Below are 20,318 nucleotides of genomic sequence, written 5' to 3'. Positions count from 1 at the left end.
GGGGGGGGTGGGGGGGGGGGGTACGGCGGGGTCCCGGGGCTCCCGGGGGGGGGCCCCCCCGGGGCCCCCCCCGGGGTGGGGGGGGGGGGGCCCGAGGTTGTGCGCCGTCTCACGTTCGTTCGGACGCATCCTGACGCCCCGTCGCGACCTGTCACCTCGATTCCGACCTAGGGTGGTGGCGTGACAGACGCGGCCGGACCGACTGAGCAGACCGAGTACACACTCTGGGCGACCTTCGCCCGTGAGACCGACCCGCCAGGCGGTGACGGAGGCGACCTGGAGCGTGCGATCGGTGAGATCGCCGACACGGGGGTGAGGACCCGCGGCCTCTACGACGTCTCGGGACTCAAGGCCGATGCCGACGTGATGATCTGGTTGCACGGCCCCGACCTCGCCGCGATCCAGGCTGGCCTGCGCACCCTGCGCCGCACCAGCACACTCGCATCATCGACACCGGTCTGGCACGCCGCGGGCGTTCACCGCGACGCCGAGTTCAACCGCTCTCACGTGCCGGCGTTCATGCGCGGGCTCGAGCCCAAGGGGTGGCTGTGCGTCTACCCGTTCGTGCGCTCCTACGAGTGGTACCTGCTGCCCGAGGAGGAGCGCCGCACGATGCTCGCCGACCACGGCCGCAAGGGGGCCGCGCACCGGGGCGTGCTCACCAACACGGTCGCCGCGTTCGCGCTGGGCGACTACGAGTGGATCCTGCCGCTCGAGGCGGACGACCCGATGGAACTGGTCGACCTCATGCGGGACCTGCGCTACACCGAGGCGCGCCGCCACGTGCGCGAGGAGGTCCCGTTCTACACGGGCCGGCGCGTCAGCCCGCAGGAGCTGGTGGAGGTGCTTCGATGACCACGCTCGGCACCGACGTCACAGCCAGGCCCGGCTCGGGCGGCAAGCCGCCCAAGGCGACCGAGGTGGCCCTCGCGCCGGGCGCCGTCGTGCCGGCTGCCACCCCCGCCGCGCAGGCGGGGCCCGCGTACGTGACTGAGAAGCAGACGTACGACGCGGTGCTGTTGCTGGGCTTCGGGGGACCGGAGGGCCCCGACGACGTGATGCCGTTCCTGCGGAACGTCACCGCGGGCCGCGGCATCCCGGACGAGCGGCTCACGGAGGTCGCCGAGCACTACCACCACTTCGGCGGCGTCAGTCCGATCAACGACCAGAACCGCGCCCTCCGGCAGGCGCTCGAGGCCGAGCTCGAGCGGACCGGGACCGCGCTGCCGGTGCTCTGGGGCAACCGCAACTTCGCGCCCTACCTGACCGACACGCTGCACCAGGCGCACGAGGCCGGTCATCGCCGGTTGCTGGTGCTCGCCACCAGCGCTTACTCCAGCTACTCCTCATGCCGCCAGTACCGTGAGGACCTTGCCGACGCGCTGGCCGCCACCGGCCTCGACGACGAGCTGCAGATCGACAAGATCCGCGGATTCTTCGACCACCCGGGGTTCGTGGAACCGTTCGTCGAGGGCATCGGGACGGCCGTGGCTGAGCTTGCCGGCCAGGGTCACCGCCGCATCCAGGTGCTGTTCGCGACCCACTCGATCCCGACCGGTGACGCCGAGCGGTCCGGAGATCCCGCGGTCGACTACGGGGCGGGAGGAGCCTACGAGGCCCAGCATCTCGCCGTCGGGCGAGTGATCATGGACCAGGTGTCCACGCCCGACGGCGTGGGGCTGGGTTCTGCACTCGTGTACCAGTCCCGTTCGGGGCCGCCGAGCCAGCCCTGGCTGGAGCCGGACATCAACGACCACCTCGCCGAGCTCGCGGTGGGCACCGATCGACCGGACGCGGTGGTGATCGCGCCGATCGGATTCGTCTCCGACCACCTCGAGGTGCTGTGGGACCTCGACAACGAGGCGCTGGAGACCGCCGCCGAGCACGGGATCGCCGCGGTCCGTGTGCCTACGCCCGGAACCCACCCGGCGTTCGTGGCAGGGCTCGCCGACCTCGTGCGGGAGCGGGTCGATGGCCGACCGCCGCAGGAGCGCGCGGCGCTCAGCGACCTCGGCCCGGACGTCGACGTGTGCCGGCCGGGCTGCTGCGGCAACGCCCGCCGCCCGTTCGCACCGGCGCTGGGAGGCATCGCGCCGTGACCAGCATCCGCCTCGGGACTCGTGCCAGTCTGCTCGCCCAGACGCAGGCGGGCACGGTCGCCGACGCGTTGCGCGCGCGGGGGATCGACGTCGAGATGGTGCCGATGAGCAGCCAGGGCGACACCGACCGCGCCTCGCTGAGCAGCCTCGGCGGTACCGGCGTGTTCGCCGCGGCGCTGCGCGAGGCGCTGCTCGCGGGGGAGTGCGACGCGGTGGTGCACTCCTACAAGGACCTGCCCACGGCGCCCCACCCGGGTCTGGCCGTGGTTGCCACGCCGGAGCGGGCCGACCACCGCGATGTTCTCTGCGCGGCGGTGCCTCTCGCCGAGCTGCCACAGGAAGCGCGCGTGGGCACGGGCTCTCCTCGGCGGCGCGCGCAGCTGCTCGCGGCGCGGGAGGATCTTCACGTGGTGGACATCCGCGGCAACGTCGACACCCGACTCGCGATGGTGAGCGACGGCGAGCTCGACGCCGTGGTGCTCGCCGCAGCAGGACTGGCTCGGATCGGTCGCGACGAGCCGATCGCCGACGTCTTCGAGTGGCCCACCGCTCCGGCTCAGGGTGCGCTCGCGGTCGAGGCACGCGCCGAGGACACCGAGATGATCGAGGTGCTGAAGCAGGTCGACGACGAGCGCACCGGGCAGGCCGTGGCGGTCGAGCGGGCGTTCCTCGCCGAGCTCGAGGCCGGGTGCTCGGCACCGGTCGCCGCCACTGCGACGATCCGGTTCGGCCGGGTCAGCCTGCGGGCGGTCGCGTACTCCGCCGACGGTCAGCGCCGCCACGGCACGCGCGTGGACGATCGGCTCACGGACGCCGCGGACATCGGCGTGCGCGCGGCGCGCACACTGATCGAGGCTGGCGTGCAGGAGTGGCTGCAGGATGGTTCGGCATGAGCGTGGTCCTGGTGCCGCGCGGTGGCGCCTGGGGCGCGGCGGTCGCCGCCGGCGCAGCCGAGATCGGCCTCACGCCGTGGGTGCTGCCGCTGATCGAAGTGCTCCCCGCACCCTCGGTCGAGCTCAACGAGGCGCTCGAACGGCTGAGCACGGGCGCGTACGCCTGGCTCGGGATCACCAGCGCCGCAGCGGTGCCCGCGCTCGAGGGCGTTGCTGTCCCAGCGACCACCTCGCTGGCGGCCGTGGGTCTGGCCACGGCAAGCGTGCTGCAGGAGGCCGGCTTCGCCGTGGACCTCGTGGGAAGCGGCGGGGCGCAGGCGATGCTCGACGTGTGGCCCGAGCCTGCGGACGGGCGCGTGCTGGTGGTGCAGTCCGACCTGGCGCGGGCCACCTTGGCCGACGGGCTCACCCGCGCGGGCTGGGAGGTGGACGCTGTGGTCGCGTACCGGACCGCGCCCGCGTCGCTCAGCGCCAGCGAGGAGCATGCGCTGCGGACCGGCAAGGCCGACATCGCCCTCGTGATCAGCGGCAGCATCGTGAACCGCCTCGCCGAGGTCGGCGTTCCCGAGGCCACGCGACTGATCGCGTTCGGTGAGCAGACGGCCTCGGACGTGCGCGCGGCGGGCCTGGAGGTGGCGGCCACCGCTGCCTCGCCCACGGTCGCCGACCTGCTGAGTGCCGCGCAGGCGATCGCCTCGAGCACCGATCCCGATGGAGGTGCTGCATGAGCACCGCGATCCCGATCCGGCCACGGCGGTTGCGGCAGAGCGCCGCGATGCGTCGGCTGGTCAGCGAGACGCGGGTGCACGCCTCCCAGCTCGTGCTGCCGATGTTCGTGCACGACGGGCCGGACGACGGTGACGACCGCCCTGTGTCGTCCATGCCCGGCGTGGTGCAGCACTCGCTGGACTCGCTGCGCCGAGCGGCCGCCGAGGCGGCTGAGGCCGGCCTCGGCGGGCTGATGCTGTTCGGGGTACCTGCCCATCGCGACGCCACCGGCACGGGAGCGACGGATCCCGCCGGGATCCTCAACCGCGCGACGGCGGCTGTGACCGCCGAGGTGGGGGACGCCGTCGTCGTCTCGACCGACCTGTGCCTGGACGAGTTCACCGACCACGGGCACTGCGGGGTGCTGGACGCCCACGGCAGCGTCGACAACGACGCGACGCTGGTGCGCTATGCGGAGATGGCACTCGCGCAGGCCGATGCGGGGTCGGTGCTGCTGGGGCTCTCCGGGATGATGGACGGCCAGGTCATGGCCGTGCGCGAGGCTCTCGACGGCGCAGGGCGCACCGACGTCGCCACGCTCGCCTACGCGGCGAAGTACGCCTCGGCGTTCTACGGGCCGTTCCGCGAGGCCGTCGACTCGCAGCTGCAGGGCGATCGGCGAAGCTACCAGCTCGACCCGGCCAACGCCCGCGAAGGCGTGCGAGAGGCGGCGCTCGACGTGGCGGAGGGCGCCGACATCGTCATGGTCAAGCCCGCACTCCCGTACCTCGACGTTCTGCACCAGGTCGCGGACGCCTCGCCCGTGCCGGTCTGGGCGTACCAGGTGTCGGGGGAGTACGCCATGATCGAGGCCGCGGCCGCGAACGGGTGGATCGCGCGCGAGGCGGCTATCACCGAGTCGGTGACGTCGATCGTGCGCGCCGGCGCGGATGCGGTGCTGACCTACTGGGCTCTGGAGATCGCGGAGTGGAGCAGCCGATGACCGACGTACTGGCGCACGCGCGCGAGCTGATGCCCGGCGGTGTGAGCTCGCCGGTGCGGGCGCACGGTTCGGTGGGTGGCGACCCGCTGATGCTGGTGGCCGCCTCCGGTGCGCGCGTCACCGACGCCCGCGGGCGCGAGTACGTGGATCTGGTCGGCTCGTGGGGGCCGGCGATCCTCGGGCACGCGCATCCCGAGGTGGTGACCGCGGTGCAGGAGGCCGCGGCGCGGGGCCTGTCGTTCGGCGCGTCCACGCCGGCCGAGGCGGAGCTGGCGTCGTTGGTGCGCGAGCGTGTGCCAGCGGCCGAGAAGGTCCGGTTCGTCTCCACCGGCACCGAAGCCACGATGACGGCGATCCGGCTCGCGCGCGCGGCGACCGGCCGCGACCTCGTGATCAAGTTCGCCGGCCACTACCACGGGCACTCCGACGGTCTGCTGGCCGCGGCCGGCTCGGGCGTCGCGACGCTCGGGCTGCCCGGCTCGGCCGGTGTGCCCGAGGCATTCGCGGCTCTGACGATCGTGGTTCCCTACAACGACCTCGGCGCGCTGCACGAGGTGTTCTCGGCCTACCCCGACCGCATCGCCGCCGTGATCACCGAGGCCGCGGCCGCGAACATGGGTGTGGTGGCACCGGAGGAGGGCTTCAACGCCGCGCTGTCACAGCTCGCCCACGGCCACGGAGCCCTGGTGATCGGTGACGAGGTGCTGACCGGGTTCCGCGTCTCGGCCTCGGGATGGCTCGGGCTGGAGCCCGACCTCGCGCCCGACCTGCTGACGTTCGGCAAGGTGATCGGCGGCGGCCTCCCGGTCGCGGCGCTCGCCGGCCGCGCCGAGCTGATGGACCTGCTCGCGCCGCTCGGACCCGTGTACCAGGCCGGCACCCTCAGTGGGAACCCGGTGGCGCTCGCGGCCGGCGTCACCACGCTGCGGCTTGCCGACCAGTCGGTCTACGACCGACTGGACGCCGTCGCACACGAGGTGAGCACCGCCGTCGGGCAGGCCCTGGACGAGGCCGGGGTGGCACACCATGTCCAGCGGGCCGGGAACCTGTTCTCGATCGCGTTCGGGGCGACCGGGCAGGTACGTGACTACGTCGGCATGCAGTCGAGCGAGCACTGGCGCTTCCCGGCGTTCTTCCACGCGATGCGCGAGGCCGGCGTGAGCCTGCCGCCGTCGGCGTTCGAGGCGTGGTTCGTCTCGGCCGCGCACGACGAGGACGCCGTCGGGCAGATCGTGGCCGCGCTGCCGGCTGCGGCGCGGGCCGCGGCGGGAGCTGCCCGGCCCGACTGAGCACGCTCAGTCATCGAGCGCGGCAGGATGGGTGGATGGACCGCATCGTGGTGATCGGGGCCGGGCTGACCGCAGCCAACGCCGTCGAGACGCTCCGAGAGGAGGGATACACCGGCGAGCTGACCGTGATCGGCGCCGAGCCGGTTCTTCCGTACGAGCGGCCGCCGCTGAGCAAGGACGTGCTGCAGGGCAACAGCGAGTTCGACGTGCTCCACGACGCGCGCTGGTACGGCGAGCGCGACGTGCGTGTGATCACGGGGACCGAGGCGACCGAGATCGACCTCGAGGTCCGGCGCGTCACCCTCGGCACAGGGGAGACGCTCGCGTACGACGCGCTGCTGATCGCGACCGGTGCGGACCCGCGGGTGCCCAGCATCCCCGGCGGCGAGCGGGCGTTGACGCTGCGGACACACGCCGACGAGCAGGCGCTGCGTGCCACGTTCACCGACGCCGGGCAGCTGGTCACGATCGGGGGAGGCTGGATCGGGCTGGAGGTGGCGGCGTCGGCGCGCCAGGCGGGCATGGAGGTGACCGTGCTCGAGCGAGGCGAGGTCCCGCTCGCCAACGTGCTCGGGCGCGAGATCGCCGAGCACCTCCGTGGTCTCCACGAGGCGCACGGGGTCACGATCCTCACCGGGGTGGAGGCTCTCGAGATCGGCGACGGCGGCGTGGTCACCTCGGCTGGTCGGGTCGCCGCCGATGCGGTGCTCGCTGCCATCGGGGTCGAGCCCACGACCGAGCTGGCTGCCGCCGCCGGGCTCGCGGTCACCGACGGCGTGGTCGCCGACACCCACTTCCTCACCTCGGACCCGCACGTGTGGGCGGCGGGCGACGCGGCTCTGGTCACGCACGCCACGCTCGGGCCGCTGCGGTCGGAGCACTGGGACAACGCGATCCGGCAGGGCAAGGCTGTGGCCCGCGCGATACTCGGCCAGGACGTCGCCTACGACTGGCAGCCGTACATCTTCACCGACCAGTTCGAGTTCTCGATGGAGTACGTGGGTCACGCATCACCGTCGGACTCGGTGGAGATCCGTGGCGACCTCGACGGCAACGAGTTCATCGCCTACTGGCTCGACGACGCGGGCGTCATCACGGCCGCGATGAACGTGGGCATCTGGGACGTCAACGACGCCCTCCGGGACCTGATCGGGACGGTGGTCAACCCAACCGAGCTGACCGACCTGCGCTGACGGGCGTCCTCAGACTGCGGTGATCGCGTGCACCGGGACGTCGGCAGGGATCCGCGCACGGCCACCGAGGTCGAGCAGCTCCAGCGCCACGACCACGCCGGTCACGTCACCGCCGGCGCGCCGTACCAGCTCGACCGCTGCCGCAGCGGTGCCGCCGGTGGCGAGCACGTCGTCGACCACGAGCACGCGCGCGCCGGGCGGCACGTCGGCGGGCTGCAGCTCCAAGGCGGCGGTGCCGTACTCCAGGTCGTAGGACTGCGACAGCACGGCGCTGGTCCCGGTGCCGGGCAACTTGCCGGGCTTGCGCAGCGGCAGCACGCCCGCAGCTGCGGTGACCGCAGCGGCAGCGCCCAGCAGGAACCCGCGCGCCTCCAGCGCGGCGAACAGGTCCACCTCGCCGCCGAGCGCGGCGACCGCATCGGCCACGGCGGCGAGCGAGTCCGGGTGACACAGCACCGGCGTCAGGTCGCGGAAGAGCACGCCCGGCTCAGGGAAGTCGGGTGTCAGCCGGGTCCGCTCGGCGATCACCTCGGCAGCCCGTGCCACCGCGCCTGGTCCCTGCTGCGTCTCGTTCACGTGCCACACGCTACGGCCTGCGAGCACCGAACCCGCTCACGCGTCACCACCCCGCGCGACTCGCCGAGGAGCGGCACGCGTCAGCCGCTCCCCGACGTCACGTGCACGCGGTTGCTCGCGTTGCGGAGCCTGCCCTGATGGACAACTCTGCAACGCCAGCCGGTGCCAATCGGTGCGGAGTTCACTCTGCTGGACACTTCTGCAACGCTCCCTCACGCGAGCCAGTGTGAGTCAGCGCCGGTGGCGCAGTCAGCCGAGCAGCGGTGCCAGAGCGGCGCTCATGCGCTCGCCCATCAGTCGATACCCGGCGGCGTCCGGGTGCAGCTCGTCGGGCAGCAGGTGCTGGTCGTCGACCCCGATGATGCTGGGTCCGTCGATGAGGTGCAGGTTCTCGTCGTCGGTGCCCTCGACCACCTCGGTGATCGCCTCGCGCATCCACGCCAGCGTGACCCCGGCGGCATTGGGCGTGCTCTCGCGGGGTGGTGACACGATCGGCGTCATGACGGCGATCGGAACGCCCGGGTGGGCGTCCCGCACCTGGTCGATCAGTCCCGCCACCTGCGGTCCGAACGTGCGCTGCGACATCGTGGCGCCGCCCTGCACGTTGATACCCAGGCACAGGCTGATGAGATCGGCCGAGGTCGCTGCGATGGTGCGCGCCGCCACCGGGTCGAGGTGGCACTGGCCGCCGAATCCCAGGCAGGTGAGGTCCCAGTCGAGCGCCCGTGCCACGAGCGCCGGCCAGGTCTCGCTCGGCCCCGCCGCAGCGCTGCACTGGGTGATCGAGGAGCCGTAGGTCGTCCATCGCGTCCCCGCGGCCGGCGCTCGCACGGATCCCGTCAGCTGCGCCGACCGCAGCCACAGCTGGCCGACCTGCGGCAGCCACGCCTGCACCCGGTGCTCGCCCTGGGGCAGCGGCACGCTCAGCGACACCGCCCCGTGCTCGAGGTCGATGCGCTGGTGCAGCTCGCCGTCCACGAGCACGTCCACGCGGTGATCCCGGTCGAGGTCGACCCGCAGCTCGCCCTCGAGCGTGAACGTGTCCGCGTCGGTGAGTACGTCGAGCCGAACGCCGGCCGCCTCGCGTGCCTTCGAGAGCAGCTCCGGCGAGAACGCCCGCCCCACCAGCTCCGGGCGCAACCGCCAGGCACGAAGCGCGCCGTCGCGCTCATCCCAGCCGGCGGCACCGCGCCAGGCGTCGGGTCGGACATCGGGTCGCAGCTCCGCAGTCACGGTCGCCCAACCTACCCTCACGCCGCGCTGTGGCGCCCTCGCCGCTGCGCGTGTCCGTCGTGCAGCTCCAGTACCCGGTCGGCGCGGTGCATCAGCAATGGGTCGTGGGTGGAGACCACCGCTGCCAGCCCCCGCTCGTGCACGAGCTCCGACAGCAGGTCCATGATCGTGGCGGCGGTCGCAGAGTCGAGCTGACCGGTCGGCTCGTCGGCAATGAGGATCTCCGGCTCGGACGCGAGCGCCCGCGCGATGCCGACCCGCTGCTGCTGGCCGCCGGACAACTCGTAAGGCCGCTGGTTCGCGTGCGGGCCGAGGCCCACGAGCTCCAACGCCTGCTGCACCCGGCGGTCCCGCTCCTCGCCCGGCGTCTCGACCAGCCGCAGCGGGACCTCGACGTTCTCCGCTGCCGACAGCACCGGGATCAGCCCGAACGACTGGAAGATGTAGGACAGCCGTCGCCTGCGCACGTCCAGCAGGTCGCCCTCCGACATCGCGGTCAGCTCGGCGTCGCCGATCCACACCTCGCCCGACGTCGGCCGGTCCAGTCCGCCCAGCAGGTTCAGCAGCGTGGTCTTGCCGGACCCGGACGGACCCCGCACGACCAGCAGCTCACCGGGGTGAACCTCGAGACTCACCTCGGTCAGGGCATGCACATCGCCCGACGGCGTGGTGAACACCCTGGTGAGGTCGCGTCCGGACAGTGCCGGGGAGGTGGTCATCGCTGGTCTCCCTCGTCGTGGCTCGTCGAGTCTCGTCGGGCATCGTGACGCCCGTCCCGCCAGACGCCCGCGTGATCGGGCTCCAGGGTGAGCCGCACCCTGTCCTTGAGCTCCAGCGCGGTGACGAAGTCCTGCGGCAGCTGCATCCGGCCGACCCGGTCCAGCACGGCGAACTCGTCGGCGATGTGATGCTCGGTGCCGTGCTCGTCGGTCTCACGCCGGCGCAGCACCTCGGTCGAGGTGCGGCCGTCACGGATCTGCACGGTGCGGCGCACGTGTTCGGAGACCGTGGGATCGTGCGTGACGATCAGCACCGTGACGCCGGTCTCCGCGTTGACGGTCCGCATCATCTCCAGCACCTCGACGCTCGTGGCCTCGTCGAGCTCGCCGGTGGGCTCGTCGGCGAGCAGCACCTTCGGCGAGTTCGCGACGGCGACGGCGATCGCCGTGCGTTGTTGCTCACCGCCTGACATCGTGCTCGGGCGTCGGTCGCGACAGTGACCGACGCCCAGCATCTCCAGCAGACCGTCGGCCCGTTCGGTGATGGACGACTGCGTCTGCCCGCCCGCCAGCGCCATCGGCAGCGCGACGTTCTCCAGCGCGGTCAGGTACGGGAGCAGGTTGCGCGAGGTCTGTTGCCACACGAACCCGACCGTGTGCCGCTGGTAGGCCACCCGTTGCTTCCCGCCGAGCGTCAGCAGGTCGACGCCCGCGACCGACGCCTTCCCGGCAGTGGGGGTATCGAGCCCGGACAGGATCGTCAGGAGCGTCGACTTCCCGGATCCGGACGCGCCCACGATCGCGACGAGATCGCCCGCGTCCACGTGCAGGTTCAGCCCTTGGAGGGCCTGCACCTCGATGCCGTCGGCGGCGTAGATGCGCACGAGGTCCTCGCACACGATCTCGCCGCCGCTCCCGCGCGTGTCGGCTGCGTGATCAGCAGCAGTGGAGGGGCTGGTCATGTCGCGTCTCCTATGCGTAGCACGGACAGGGAGAGCCTGCGAGCGATCGCGCTGGCGATCAGCAGGGTGAGGCCGACGACGGCGACCACGACGGCGAGCACGATCGCCAGCCGTGGCCAGTCGTAGACGACCGGTGGTGATGCCTGGCCGGTGAAGGCGGACAGGTCGACGGTGGCGACGACGAGGTGGGGCAGCAGCAGCCCCAGTACGGCGCCGCCTGCGAGCGCGACCGCGGCGAGCGGAACCAGCTCCCACGAGACCAGGCGCCGCGCGTCCCTCGCGCCCAGTCCGAGCGTGCGCAGCACCGCCACCAGCCGGCGTCGGGCCGGCGCGGCGAGCACGAGTGTGAGCACCAGGGCGAGAACGCTCTGCAGCAGGCTCACGACGAGTGCTGCCGCAGCACCCTGCTGCATGGCCCCGGCGCTCGGCGACTCGAGGAAGTCCGCTTCTCGGGCCGAGGCAGCCGTGAGGGTTCCGGTCCCATCGACGGCCGCGGACAGTGCCTCGACAGCGGCGGGCTGGTCGGCATCGGGCCCGAGGTCGACCAGCAGCAGTCGGGGGATCAACGGCTGTCCGGTGGCTTCACGCAGCAACTCGATGTCGGCCATCACCCAGCGTGCCTCGTCCACGAGGCCGGCCGCCGTGGGCTCGACCGCCACCTGGCTCACCGGGACGACACTCGGCATGTACAGACTCAGCTCTGCCTCAGGAGCAGCAGCGATCGCGGGGGAGACCACGATCGGAACCGTGTCGTCGACGAGCTCTCCCATGCCGGCGGGCAGGGACACCGCTCCGGTGATGCCGCTCTGCACGGTTGACAGGGCCGCGGTGTCCACCGCGTAGATCGTGACCCGCTGGGTGGTGCCGTCGGCGGTCAGCTGGGCCAGGTCGTCCGAATAGACCCGCGCGACGCCGGCCACGCCTGGGACCGCGGCGACGTCGGCGACGAGGTCGTCGAAGTACGGAGGTCCCGAGAGCCGGACATCGGCGCCGGTGGCGCTGTACGCCGTCTCGCGGACGCCGTGCGACAACGTGGTCAGCAGCGTGGTCGAGAACACCGCGATCGAGGTCGCCACGAGCAGTGCCAGCATCGGGACCATACCGACGCCGCCCTCACGGATAGCCCTGGCGGACCCGAGGAACCCGGCGATCCCGCGTCGGCGTCGCATCGCCGCGTGCACCACGCGCATCGGGAGGGGGAACGCGCGAGTCGCGAGCACCGCCGTCGCGAACGAGACCAGCAGCGGCGTGGCCGTGGCGAGCGGGTCCACGGAGGACGTGGTGGTCGCCTGCAGGCCGCGACTGAGCAACAGGTAGACCGCACCGGCAGCGGTCGCCACCACCAACGTCTCCGCGACCCATCGCCACCGGCTGGGTGAGCGGGAGGAGAGATCCTGGCGTTGCGTCCGCAGGTTGGGCAGCGGCTCGGCGGCGAGGAATGCCGCAGGTGCGAGCGCCACGAGCAGCGCGAGCAGATAGTCACCACCGTGCAGCGGCCCGGGGATCGCCACCGTAGCCACGGCGGCACCGAGCAGTGCCGCGGGGAGGCCGACCACGAGGCCCTCGAGCCCGAGCGCACCGCGCAGCAGCACCGGTGATCCGCCACGGGCGCTCGCCAGCGCCAGCGTCGGGCGGCGACGCGAGACCGACAGCCTGGTGGTCAGCGCCAGCAGCGCGAACGTGACGCCGATCGGACCGGCCACGATCAGCGTGAGCACAGCCGCGGCACCACGCTGCGCGATGATCGTGGCGGTCAGGACATCGACGAGGGCAGTCTCGAGCTGGATCGTGGGGGCCCCGAGCCCGGACCCGGCGATCTCGGTCTCCCGTGCCGTCATCTCGCGGAGGTCGTCGAGCAGCGCACCGGCGTTGTCGGCGCCGGTGTCGAGCGGGAACCAGACGTCGATGGTGGGGAGCAGCCCAGCCTCCGGCGGGAGCGCGTTCGCCGTGTCGGGGTGCGTGTAGGCGGCACCCACGAAGATGTCGCCCTTGTCCGGATCGCCCCGGTTGTAAGGCACCAGCCCACTGACGTGGTGCTCCCAGAAGGTGTCGGCCTCGTCGACCGCCTCGAAGGTGCCGGTCACGATCGCGGTCAGTGGCACCGCGCCCTCGGCGGTGACGATGGTGTTGCCGCTGAGGGTGAGCACCTCGCCGGGTTCCACACCGAGGCGCTCCGCCGTTCTGGTGGAGACCATCATCGGCACCGGCGCGACTCCCTCCGGTCCCGGCAGCCACGGCTCCGGTGCTTCGCCGTCGATGATCGTGACGTGGTCGGCAAAGGAGGGGCTGGCACGGAACTGGAGCTCGCGCCCGGTGACGTCACTCGGTCCGGGTGCCTCGGTATCGAACGGCAGCGGGTCCGACATCCCCTGGATCGAGAGCATGATCTGCGGGGGGCCGAGCAGCGGCTGCAGCGTCGGTCCCGCCGCCGCGGCGGCTGCCTCGAGTGCGTCGAGCGCTTCCGCGAATCCTCCGTTCAGCCAGGACCCCACCTCACGGCCCGACAGGTCACGCGTGGCGGCCGGCGTCTGCGAGATCCGGTAGTTGAACTCGGCGACCTCCGTGGTGCGCGCCAGCCGTGGCCACGCGGTGAACAGGCCGGCGGCGACCGCCACGATGACGGCGATGGCGATCGAGGCGCCGATCGAGCTCGTCGCCTGGCGCAGCAGCAGGCGGGCCCTCACCGGATCTCCTCCCGCCAGGTGGTGTCGCGCGACTGGGCGCGCACGCGCAGGCCGTACCAGAACGCGACGGCCCCCACGGTGACCACGACTGCGGCCACCATCGCGAGTCCGGGCAGCCAGTCGAACGTGAGCTGCAACGGGACGGCACGCGAGACCTGTGGTGCCGTCGATCGGATTAGCGGCACCATCACGAGGTGGCTGATCAGCCAGCCTGCGAGCAATCCAGCGGCGGTCGCGCCCAGCTCAAGGCCGAGCAGCTCACGGGTGCGGGAGCGCGCCTGCTGCGCGGCGCCGACCCCGATCGCGCGAAGGACCACGACCTCGCCGCGCCGAGCACTCGCCTGTGTGGCCGCGACGGCCGCGATCGCCGGTAGTGCGAGCAGCAGTGCGCACAACGCCGCTACCCAGTAGACAGCGCGCGCAGGCGCGGCCACGGCGTCGGTGACCCGCTCTCCGGTGGCCACGACCTCCACGCGTGGGCCCAGCACGCTGCGGACCTCGTCCGCCACCTCCACGGGGTTGCGTGCTCCCGAGCTGAGCCAGACCTGGGAGATCACCAGCACGTCGTCGGCGGTCCGCAGCAGCACGTTCTGCAATGTCGGAAGGTCCGCGAGTGCGGCCGCCGGATCGGGGTTGCCCGGGACGACTGCGATCGTCCCGACCTGCTCCAGTCGCGCCGCGCTCGAACCGATGAGCACATCGGTTCCCGCTGGGCGAATCGTGTCGTTCCAGCCGGCCGTCGTGACCACGGGCACGGTCAGGGGCAGCGTTGCCTCTGGCATGAATCGCTGTACTGCGGTGCTGACGAGGGCTGCGGTGGGGCCGACGGTGTCACCCACGAACTCGCCGGAGAACGCCAGGGTGCCCTCTGGCGCGTAATCGCCGCTCCCTCCAGGCATCGGCCGCACGGTCGGATCCCAGCTCAGCGTGCTGTCCGCGAGCAGGTCCGCGCCGTCGACAGCGATCTGACTGACCTCGACCTGCCAGGCCGTCGGCTCGAGCGTGGCGCCCATGACGGTGTCGACGGCGACCACGCGCCAGCGCCCGGGGGGCAGGTTTGCTGTCAGCTCGGCGCTCACCGGCTCACCCTTGTCGGGATTGGTCAGCACGGTCTCCACCGGCTGGTTCTCCTCCTCGTCCCAGGTGAGGTTCAGCAGGTCAGCGGCCTCGACTGTCAGAGTGCCCACGGTGACCCTGATCAGCTCAGCACCCTGCGACATCCACACGCGCAGCTCCACGGACCGGCTGGCGCTCCAGGTGCTGGGCTCGCCGAGCGCCGATGCCGTGACGTCCACGGTGAGCTGCTGGGCATCGTCGGGGAGGTCGAGCCCCGGGAGCGGGTCCTGCGGAGGTGTCAGCAGCGGCACCACGGGATCGACCAGGGTCGCTGGCGCAGACGACACCCCGACGTCGAGAATCGGCAGCGCCGTGAACCGACCGACACGGTCATCGATCCGCAGTGGCGCCTGCAGCACGCCGGTGGCGGCATCGACCCCGGCTGCTTCTGCCGTCCTCAGGACTCCGCGCGGCTGCTGGGACGCGACGCCACCGCCGGTCTCGACGCGGACGTCCGCGCCCACCGACACCTGCGCCGAGGCCGTGCGTAGCGCCTGCCAGGTCCCTGCGTAGCTGCTGGCGATCGTCGCGATGGCGGCGGCGAGCACCACGAGGACGACCGGGACCGCGTTGACCATGGTGCGGCGCGAGGACTGTCGGAGCTCGGTGACTGGTGAGAATCCCCTGCGGCGGGCCGCGAGGGAGGCCAGCGCTCTGCTCAGCGGTGCCGCGAGCACGACGGCGGCGAGGGCGATCGCGATGAGTGCCAGCGCGGGAGCGCCGACAGCGATGATGTCGATCTGCCGGGTGCCGGGTACGAGCGGCGAGCCGTTGCGCGTGAAGCGCCACAGGGCGAACGCGGCGAACCCGCTGACGAGCACGAACGCGCTGCCCGTCAGCGCGGCCGTGGCACGTCCGCTCTCGCCCTCGGGGCGGAGCCCGGATGCGGTGGCACGCCACACCGCCGCGATCATCACCGCGAGCACGGCGATGGCGGCGCCCGCCGTCACGAGCACCGTGGTGCCGAGATCAAAACCGGCGCGACCTGCGAAGGCCACCGTGACGGCCACGCCGCCGATCAGCGCACCGGCGGCCACGACCACGGCCTCAGCAGCGCCGATCCGGAGGATCTGCCCAGGCGCAGCCCCGCGCGAGAGCAGCACGAGCGTCTCGCGCTCGCGCATCGCGGCGAGCAGCCGCGTGATCTGCCACAGCGCGACCAGCGACACGAGCGCCACGATCAGCAGCGGGATGGCGCTCGAGGCACGGACCGAGGCGAGACCTTCGCGGGCATCTGCGAGGGTTCCGGTGAGCGTGCCCGAGGTCGTCACCCCTCGAACGGTGAGGCCTTCGTCGCTGAGACGCTCGGCCACCAGCGGGAGCGCACTGAGCCAGTCGTCGAGCGTCTCGGGGCTCAGCTCGGCGCCGGGCGTGATGCTCCACTGGACGAACGGCGCGACGGCCAGGGGTGTCAGAGCCTCGGTCGTGACGAGGAACGGGCCGTAGCTGTCCGCGTTGAGTGGGTCGACGCCGGTGGCGAGCATCGCGTCCCCGAACCAGTGCGTGGCGTCAGCGTCGGCGGGTAGCCATGTGCCGACCACCGTGAGCTCGGCAGCCGAGTCCTCGGCGGTCACCTCCACGACGTCGCCGATCGAGAGGCCGAGGGACTCGGCGACGGCGGCGTGCACAGCTGTCTGATCGGCTGCGGCGGGCCATGCTCCCTCCGAGAGAGCCGCGTGCTCGCCGACCTCCTCGTCGACGACCAGCACGGCGCGAGCCTCGGAGTCCGCGAGCGGCAGCGGCGGGGTGCGGATCGCGGACCACGTGAGCGCGCCCGCGGGCAGCAGCCGATCGAGCACGGCCTCGGAGTCGGCGTGCTGTTGAGCGGGGTCGTCGGCGAGCCGGGTCTGGACCTGATGGATACGTGCGGTCGGCGGCGACGCTGCGATCGCCTCACGCACGCCCGCCGTCGAGGACACGTCGAGGTAGGCCAGCGTCCCCGCCAGTGCGAGCACCACCAGCGAGGACATCGCGGTCAGCAGCGCGACGAGACCTGCCCGGGCGCGTGAGCGTCGCCATGCATAGCCGCTGGTGCGCACGCCGCTGCCTCCGTTTCCCCCTGCTGCGACGCCCTACCGTAACCGAGATCACATCATCTGATGTACCGCACCACGCGTGTGCACGGCGGACACGGTGTCAGAGCCGCGGTGGCGGCTGCTGCTGGTACGGGCCAGGCGGCTGCGGGTTCGGCGGACCGTACGGACCGGGGGTCGGCTGTTGCGGCTGGGGTGGCCAGGGCGCTGCGTGCTGGTCCTGGGCCGGCCAGGGGTGAGGCTGCTGTCCCTGCTGCGCCCAGGTCTGAGGCTGTGGACCCTGCGGCGGCCAGGGCGGGGGAGCGGGCCGCTGGCGCGGCCGGATCATGCGCTGGAGCAATCGCTCAAGCGGGCCCTGACCGAGTGTGAGCTGCCAGATCGTGGCGAAGGCCATCGCGCCGACGGTCAACCAGATCAGCGGCCAGTTGGACGCCGGGTTGAAGACGACGTCGGCGCCCCAGACGAGCATGAGGATACGGATCACCACGATGTGCGCCGAGTACACGGTCAGCGACATCGCTCCCATCGCCGAGACCGGAGTGAGGGCGATACGGATCGGGGTGATCGCCGTCGTGAGCAACAAGCAGAGACCGAGCACCGCGACCGCGACGCCGACGTTGCCGAGCATCTCGAAGCTGGTGTCGGCGTGCGGCTCGATCGTGACGAGGTCCTGCACCAGGCCGGTGGTGCTGCGCTCGAGGGCAAGGCCGGGCAGGTACCCGGCGGCGGCGACGAACGCTCCGCCGAGCAGCAGGCCGATCTGGGTAGTCCAGCGGCGCAGCGGCATCCGGCCGATCGCAAGCCCCACGAGGATGTACAGCAGCCAGGACAGCGCGGGGTAGTAGCCCGACCACAGGTCGGCGACCACCGGGATCACCAGGGCGATCTGCCCGGCGCTCTCGTAGGCGTACTCGTGGGGCGACGTGGCCCCGAGCAGGGCGTACCGCGAGATCAGCACGAGGGTCGGCATGACCAGGGCGACGACGCCGGCCGAGGCGAGCAACGCCGTCGGGCGCATTCGCAGGAACGGGATCGCGAGGACGAACAGCAGGGCGTACGCACCGAGGATGACCGCGACCGGCGTGAGCAGGGCCGTGAGTAGCCAGCCGAAGACGAGCAGGATGGCGGACCGCTTCAGCAGCCGGCTGCGCTGCGTGGCGTACTCGGCCACCTCGCCGCTGGCGTAGGCGCGCTTGGTCATGAACGCCAGGCCCGCACCGGCGAGGGTGGCGAAGAGGGCGGAGGAGCGACCATCGGCGATCCAGAACCAGCCGGTGGTGGAGAAGAGCTCGGTGCTGCGCTCCAGCCCCAGGTGCGCGATGAACATGCCGATGATCGCCAGTCCGCGTGCGGTGTCGACGCCGACGATCCGGGCCTTCTTCTGCTTCGGCGGGTTCGGGGCGGCCGCGGTCATGGTCGACATTCCGCACAGGCTAACGAGCCGGCGGCGTGCTGCCGCGATCGCCGGACGGGCAGAACGCCCCGTGCCTACCCTCGAGCATGGCTGACTGGGACGACGTGGAGCGGGCGGCGCTCGCGCTGCCCGAGGTCGAGGAAGGCACCACCTGGGGCAACCGGTGCTGGAAGGTGCGTGGCAAGACCTTCGCGTGGGTGCGCCCGCTCGGCAAGAAGGACCGTGCGGACCTGGGCGAGGACGCGCCGGAGGGTGAGATCCTCGCCGTCCGGGTGGACGATCTCGGCGAGAAGGACGCGATCCTCGCCACGCCGGGCCCGTGGTTCACGATCCCGCACTTCGAGCGCTTCGCCGCGGTCCTGGTGCGCCTCGACGAGGCCGACGCGGCGCAGGTCGAGGAGCTGGTGCTCGACGCCTGGCGCGCGATGGCGCCGTCAACTCTGCTCGCCGAGGGCGGCCACCGCACTAGGTTTGACGAATGAACGCGCCGGACTACGTGCACGGCCACCACGCCAGCGTGATGCGTTCGCACACATGGCGCACGGCCGAGAACTCCGCCGGGTATCTGCTGCCGCACCTGGAGTCCGGGATGGACGTGCTTGACGTCGGCTGCGGGCCGGGCACGATCACGGTCGACCTTGCCAGCAGGGTGCCGGGCGGTCGCGTGATCGGCATCGACACCTCTGCGGATGTGCTCGGCAAGGCTGCGGACCTGGCGGTAGCGCAGGGCGTGGAGAACGTGCAGCTGGAGCAGGCCGACGTGATGGCCCTGCCGTACTCCGCGGAGTCGTTCGACGTGGTGCACGCGCACCAGGTGCTGCAGCACATGGCCGACCCGGTCGGTGCGCTGCGCGAGATGCGGCGCGTGCTGCGACCCGGCGGGCTGCTCGCGGTCCGCGACGCCGATTACGGCGCGATGCGCTGGTTCCCCGACAGCGACGGGCTCGACCGGTGGCGCACGCTCTACCAGCAGCTGACCAGCCACCACCACTCCGACGCCGGTCGGAGGCTGCTCGGGTGGACGCAGGAGGCCGGCTTCGCCGACGTCACGCCCGGCGCCGGCGTGTGGTGCTTCGCCGAGCCGGATGACCGCGACTGGTGGGCGGCGAGCTGGGCGGACCGGGTGCAGCACTCGAGCTTCGCCCGGCACGCGATCGACGGCGGTCACGCCACGGAGGCTGAGCTTGCCGAGCTGGCGGCAGCCTGGCACGACTGGGCGGCACGCGACGAGGCGTGGTTCGTCGTCGTGCATGGCGAGGTGCTGGCCCGCCGATAGCCTGACCCCCATGCGCATCGCACGGTTCACCACCGGGGACGACCCTCGCTACGCCGTGGTCGAGGAGGGCACGGACGATCTCGTCGTGCTCGCCGGCGACCCGCTGTACAGCCAGCTGGAGCCCACCGGTCAGCGCGTGCCGCTGAGCTCGGCGCGACTGCTCGCCCCGATCATCCCGCGCAGCAAGGTCATCGGGATCGGCCGCAACTACGCCGAGCATGCCGCCGAGCTGGGCAACGAGGTGCCGCCCGAGCCGATCGTGTTCCTCAAGCCCAACACCGCCGTGATCGGACCGGACGACCCGGTGGTGCCGCCGCCCTACACGAGTCACGTGGAGCACGAGGCCGAGCTCGCCGTCGTGATCTCGCGGATCTGCAAGGACGTGCCCGCCGACCGCGCGAGCGACGTGATCCTGGGCTACACCGGCGCGAACGACCTGACCGCGCGCGACGTGCAGCGCTCGGACACCACCTGGACCCGCGGCAAGGCGTGGGACTCCTCGTGCCCGCTCGGCCCCTACCTGGTGATGGACCTGGACGTGAGCGACGTGCGCGTGCGGTGCTGGGTGGACGACGAGCTGCGGCAGGACGGCTCCACGTCCCAGATGATCACCTCCGTGCCCGAGCTGGTCTCCTACGTGTCGCGGATCTTCACACTGCTCCCGGGCGACGTCATCCTCACCGGTACGCCTGCGGGCGTGGGGCCGGTGGAGCCGGGGCAGCGGGTCCGCGTGGACATCGAGGGCATCGGTGAGTTCTCCAATCCGGTGATGGCGCGGTAGCGAACTACGCTGGGGGACCGTGAACCAGGCATCCGACTCCGCCACCTCTGCTGTTCGTGTCCGCTTCTGCCCGTCGCCGACAGGCACGCCGCACGTCGGCCTCATCCGTACCGCGCTGTTCAACTGGGCCTACGCCCGCCATACGGGCGGCACGTTCGTGTTCCGCATCGAGGACACCGACGCCGCGCGTGACAGCGAGGAGTCCTACCTCCAGCTGCTGGACGCGCTGCGCTGGCTGGGCCTGGACTGGGACGAGGGCGTCGAGGTCGGTGGACCGCACGAGCCGTACCGGCAGAGCCAGCGCATGGATCTGTATGCCGACGTCGCGCGACGGCTGCT

The 20,318-nt window shown here is 72.0% G+C and carries 18 protein-coding genes; 11 read left to right on the top strand and 7 right to left on the bottom strand.

Annotated features, from left to right (window positions below; genetic code table 11):
* Positions 1-180 precede the first annotated feature (180 nt).
* The 7 genes from hemQ to ACOJSN_RS16735 are packed head-to-tail and all read left to right on the top strand — an operon-like array spanning position 181 to position 7,185.
* Positions 181-855, top strand: coding sequence for a hydrogen peroxide-dependent heme synthase (gene hemQ, locus ACOJSN_RS16765; RefSeq protein ID WP_420113635.1), 675 nt, complete (start codon positions 181-183; stop codon positions 853-855).
* The gene (locus tag ACOJSN_RS16760; RefSeq protein ID WP_420113634.1) at positions 852-2,099 is read left to right on the top strand and encodes a ferrochelatase; all 1,248 of its coding nucleotides are present in this window, start codon (positions 852-854) and stop codon (positions 2,097-2,099) included. The genes hemQ and ACOJSN_RS16760 overlap by 4 nt, the downstream gene beginning before the upstream one ends.
* Positions 2,096-2,992: a hydroxymethylbilane synthase gene (gene hemC / locus ACOJSN_RS16755; protein WP_420113633.1), complete on the top strand. Its 897-nt coding sequence runs from the start codon at positions 2,096-2,098 to the stop codon at positions 2,990-2,992. Before ACOJSN_RS16760 ends, hemC begins: the two co-directional genes overlap by 4 nt.
* The gene (locus ACOJSN_RS16750) at positions 2,989-3,720 is read left to right on the top strand and encodes a uroporphyrinogen-III synthase (protein WP_420113632.1); all 732 of its coding nucleotides are present in this window, start codon (positions 2,989-2,991) and stop codon (positions 3,718-3,720) included. Before hemC ends, ACOJSN_RS16750 begins: the two co-directional genes overlap by 4 nt.
* Positions 3,717-4,703, top strand: a complete 987-nt coding sequence (gene hemB, locus ACOJSN_RS16745) for a porphobilinogen synthase (protein WP_420113631.1) — start codon at positions 3,717-3,719, stop codon at positions 4,701-4,703. Before ACOJSN_RS16750 ends, hemB begins: the two co-directional genes overlap by 4 nt.
* Positions 4,700-5,992 (top strand): glutamate-1-semialdehyde 2,1-aminomutase, encoded by a 1,293-nt coding sequence (gene hemL, locus ACOJSN_RS16740; RefSeq protein ID WP_420113630.1) that lies wholly within the window; start codon positions 4,700-4,702, stop codon positions 5,990-5,992. The genes hemB and hemL overlap by 4 nt, the downstream gene beginning before the upstream one ends.
* Positions 5,993-6,027: 35 nt before the next feature.
* A complete protein-coding gene (locus ACOJSN_RS16735) occupies positions 6,028-7,185 on the top strand; it encodes an NAD(P)/FAD-dependent oxidoreductase (RefSeq protein ID WP_420113629.1) in 1,158 nt (385 codons plus the stop codon).
* Positions 7,186-7,194: 9 nt separating this feature from the next.
* On the opposite strand, the gene ACOJSN_RS16730 is transcribed toward ACOJSN_RS16735, so the two are convergent.
* The 7 genes from ACOJSN_RS16730 to ACOJSN_RS16700 form a co-directional block, all read right to left on the bottom strand.
* Positions 7,195-7,761, bottom strand: a complete 567-nt coding sequence (locus ACOJSN_RS16730) for an adenine phosphoribosyltransferase (RefSeq protein ID WP_420113628.1) — start codon at positions 7,759-7,761, stop codon at positions 7,195-7,197.
* Between the two features lie 249 nt (positions 7,762-8,010).
* The gene (locus ACOJSN_RS16725; RefSeq protein WP_420113627.1) at positions 8,011-8,994 is read right to left on the bottom strand and encodes a GDSL-type esterase/lipase family protein; all 984 of its coding nucleotides are present in this window, start codon (positions 8,992-8,994) and stop codon (positions 8,011-8,013) included.
* Positions 8,995-9,011: 17 nt separating this feature from the next.
* Positions 9,012-9,713: an ABC transporter ATP-binding protein gene (locus ACOJSN_RS16720; protein ID WP_420113626.1), complete on the bottom strand. Its 702-nt coding sequence runs from the start codon at positions 9,711-9,713 to the stop codon at positions 9,012-9,014.
* Complete coding sequence (locus tag ACOJSN_RS16715; RefSeq protein WP_420113625.1) at positions 9,710-10,675, bottom strand: ABC transporter ATP-binding protein; 966 nt, start codon at positions 10,673-10,675, stop codon at positions 9,710-9,712. Before ACOJSN_RS16715 ends, ACOJSN_RS16720 begins: the two co-directional genes overlap by 4 nt.
* Positions 10,672-13,359, bottom strand: coding sequence for an FtsX-like permease family protein (locus ACOJSN_RS16710; RefSeq protein ID WP_420113624.1), 2,688 nt, complete (start codon positions 13,357-13,359; stop codon positions 10,672-10,674). The genes ACOJSN_RS16715 and ACOJSN_RS16710 overlap by 4 nt, the downstream gene beginning before the upstream one ends.
* Positions 13,356-16,514 carry an FtsX-like permease family protein gene (locus ACOJSN_RS16705; RefSeq protein WP_420113623.1) on the bottom strand — a complete coding sequence of 1,053 codons (3,159 nt, stop codon included), beginning with the start codon at positions 16,512-16,514 and terminating at the stop codon, positions 13,356-13,358. The genes ACOJSN_RS16710 and ACOJSN_RS16705 overlap by 4 nt, the downstream gene beginning before the upstream one ends.
* A gap of 97 nt (positions 16,515-16,611) precedes the next feature.
* Positions 16,612-17,931, bottom strand: a complete 1,320-nt coding sequence (locus tag ACOJSN_RS16700; RefSeq protein WP_420113622.1) for a DUF418 domain-containing protein — start codon at positions 17,929-17,931, stop codon at positions 16,612-16,614.
* A gap of 77 nt (positions 17,932-18,008) precedes the next feature.
* On the opposite strand from ACOJSN_RS16700, the gene ACOJSN_RS16695 reads away from it, so the two are divergent.
* From ACOJSN_RS16695 to ACOJSN_RS16680, 4 genes are all read left to right on the top strand, one after another.
* A complete protein-coding gene (locus ACOJSN_RS16695; RefSeq protein WP_420113621.1) occupies positions 18,009-18,404 on the top strand; it encodes an MmcQ/YjbR family DNA-binding protein in 396 nt (131 codons plus the stop codon).
* Positions 18,401-19,198: a class I SAM-dependent methyltransferase gene (locus ACOJSN_RS16690; RefSeq protein WP_420113620.1), complete on the top strand. Its 798-nt coding sequence runs from the start codon at positions 18,401-18,403 to the stop codon at positions 19,196-19,198. The genes ACOJSN_RS16695 and ACOJSN_RS16690 overlap by 4 nt, the downstream gene beginning before the upstream one ends.
* A gap of 10 nt (positions 19,199-19,208) precedes the next feature.
* On the top strand, positions 19,209-19,979 hold the full coding sequence (locus tag ACOJSN_RS16685; protein ID WP_420113619.1) for a fumarylacetoacetate hydrolase family protein: 771 nt from the start codon (positions 19,209-19,211) through the stop codon (positions 19,977-19,979).
* 19 nt (positions 19,980-19,998) lie between these two features.
* A partial coding sequence (locus ACOJSN_RS16680; protein ID WP_420113618.1) for a glutamate--tRNA ligase family protein occupies positions 19,999-20,318 on the top strand: 320 nt, incomplete at its 3' end.

The sequence above is a fragment of the Pseudactinotalea sp. genome, assembly GCF_048594945.1.
GTDB lineage: Bacteria > Actinomycetota > Actinomycetes > Actinomycetales > Beutenbergiaceae > Pseudactinotalea.
Note: the sequence above shows the minus strand (reverse complement) of the source record. Positions and strands in the feature narration are given on the sequence as shown.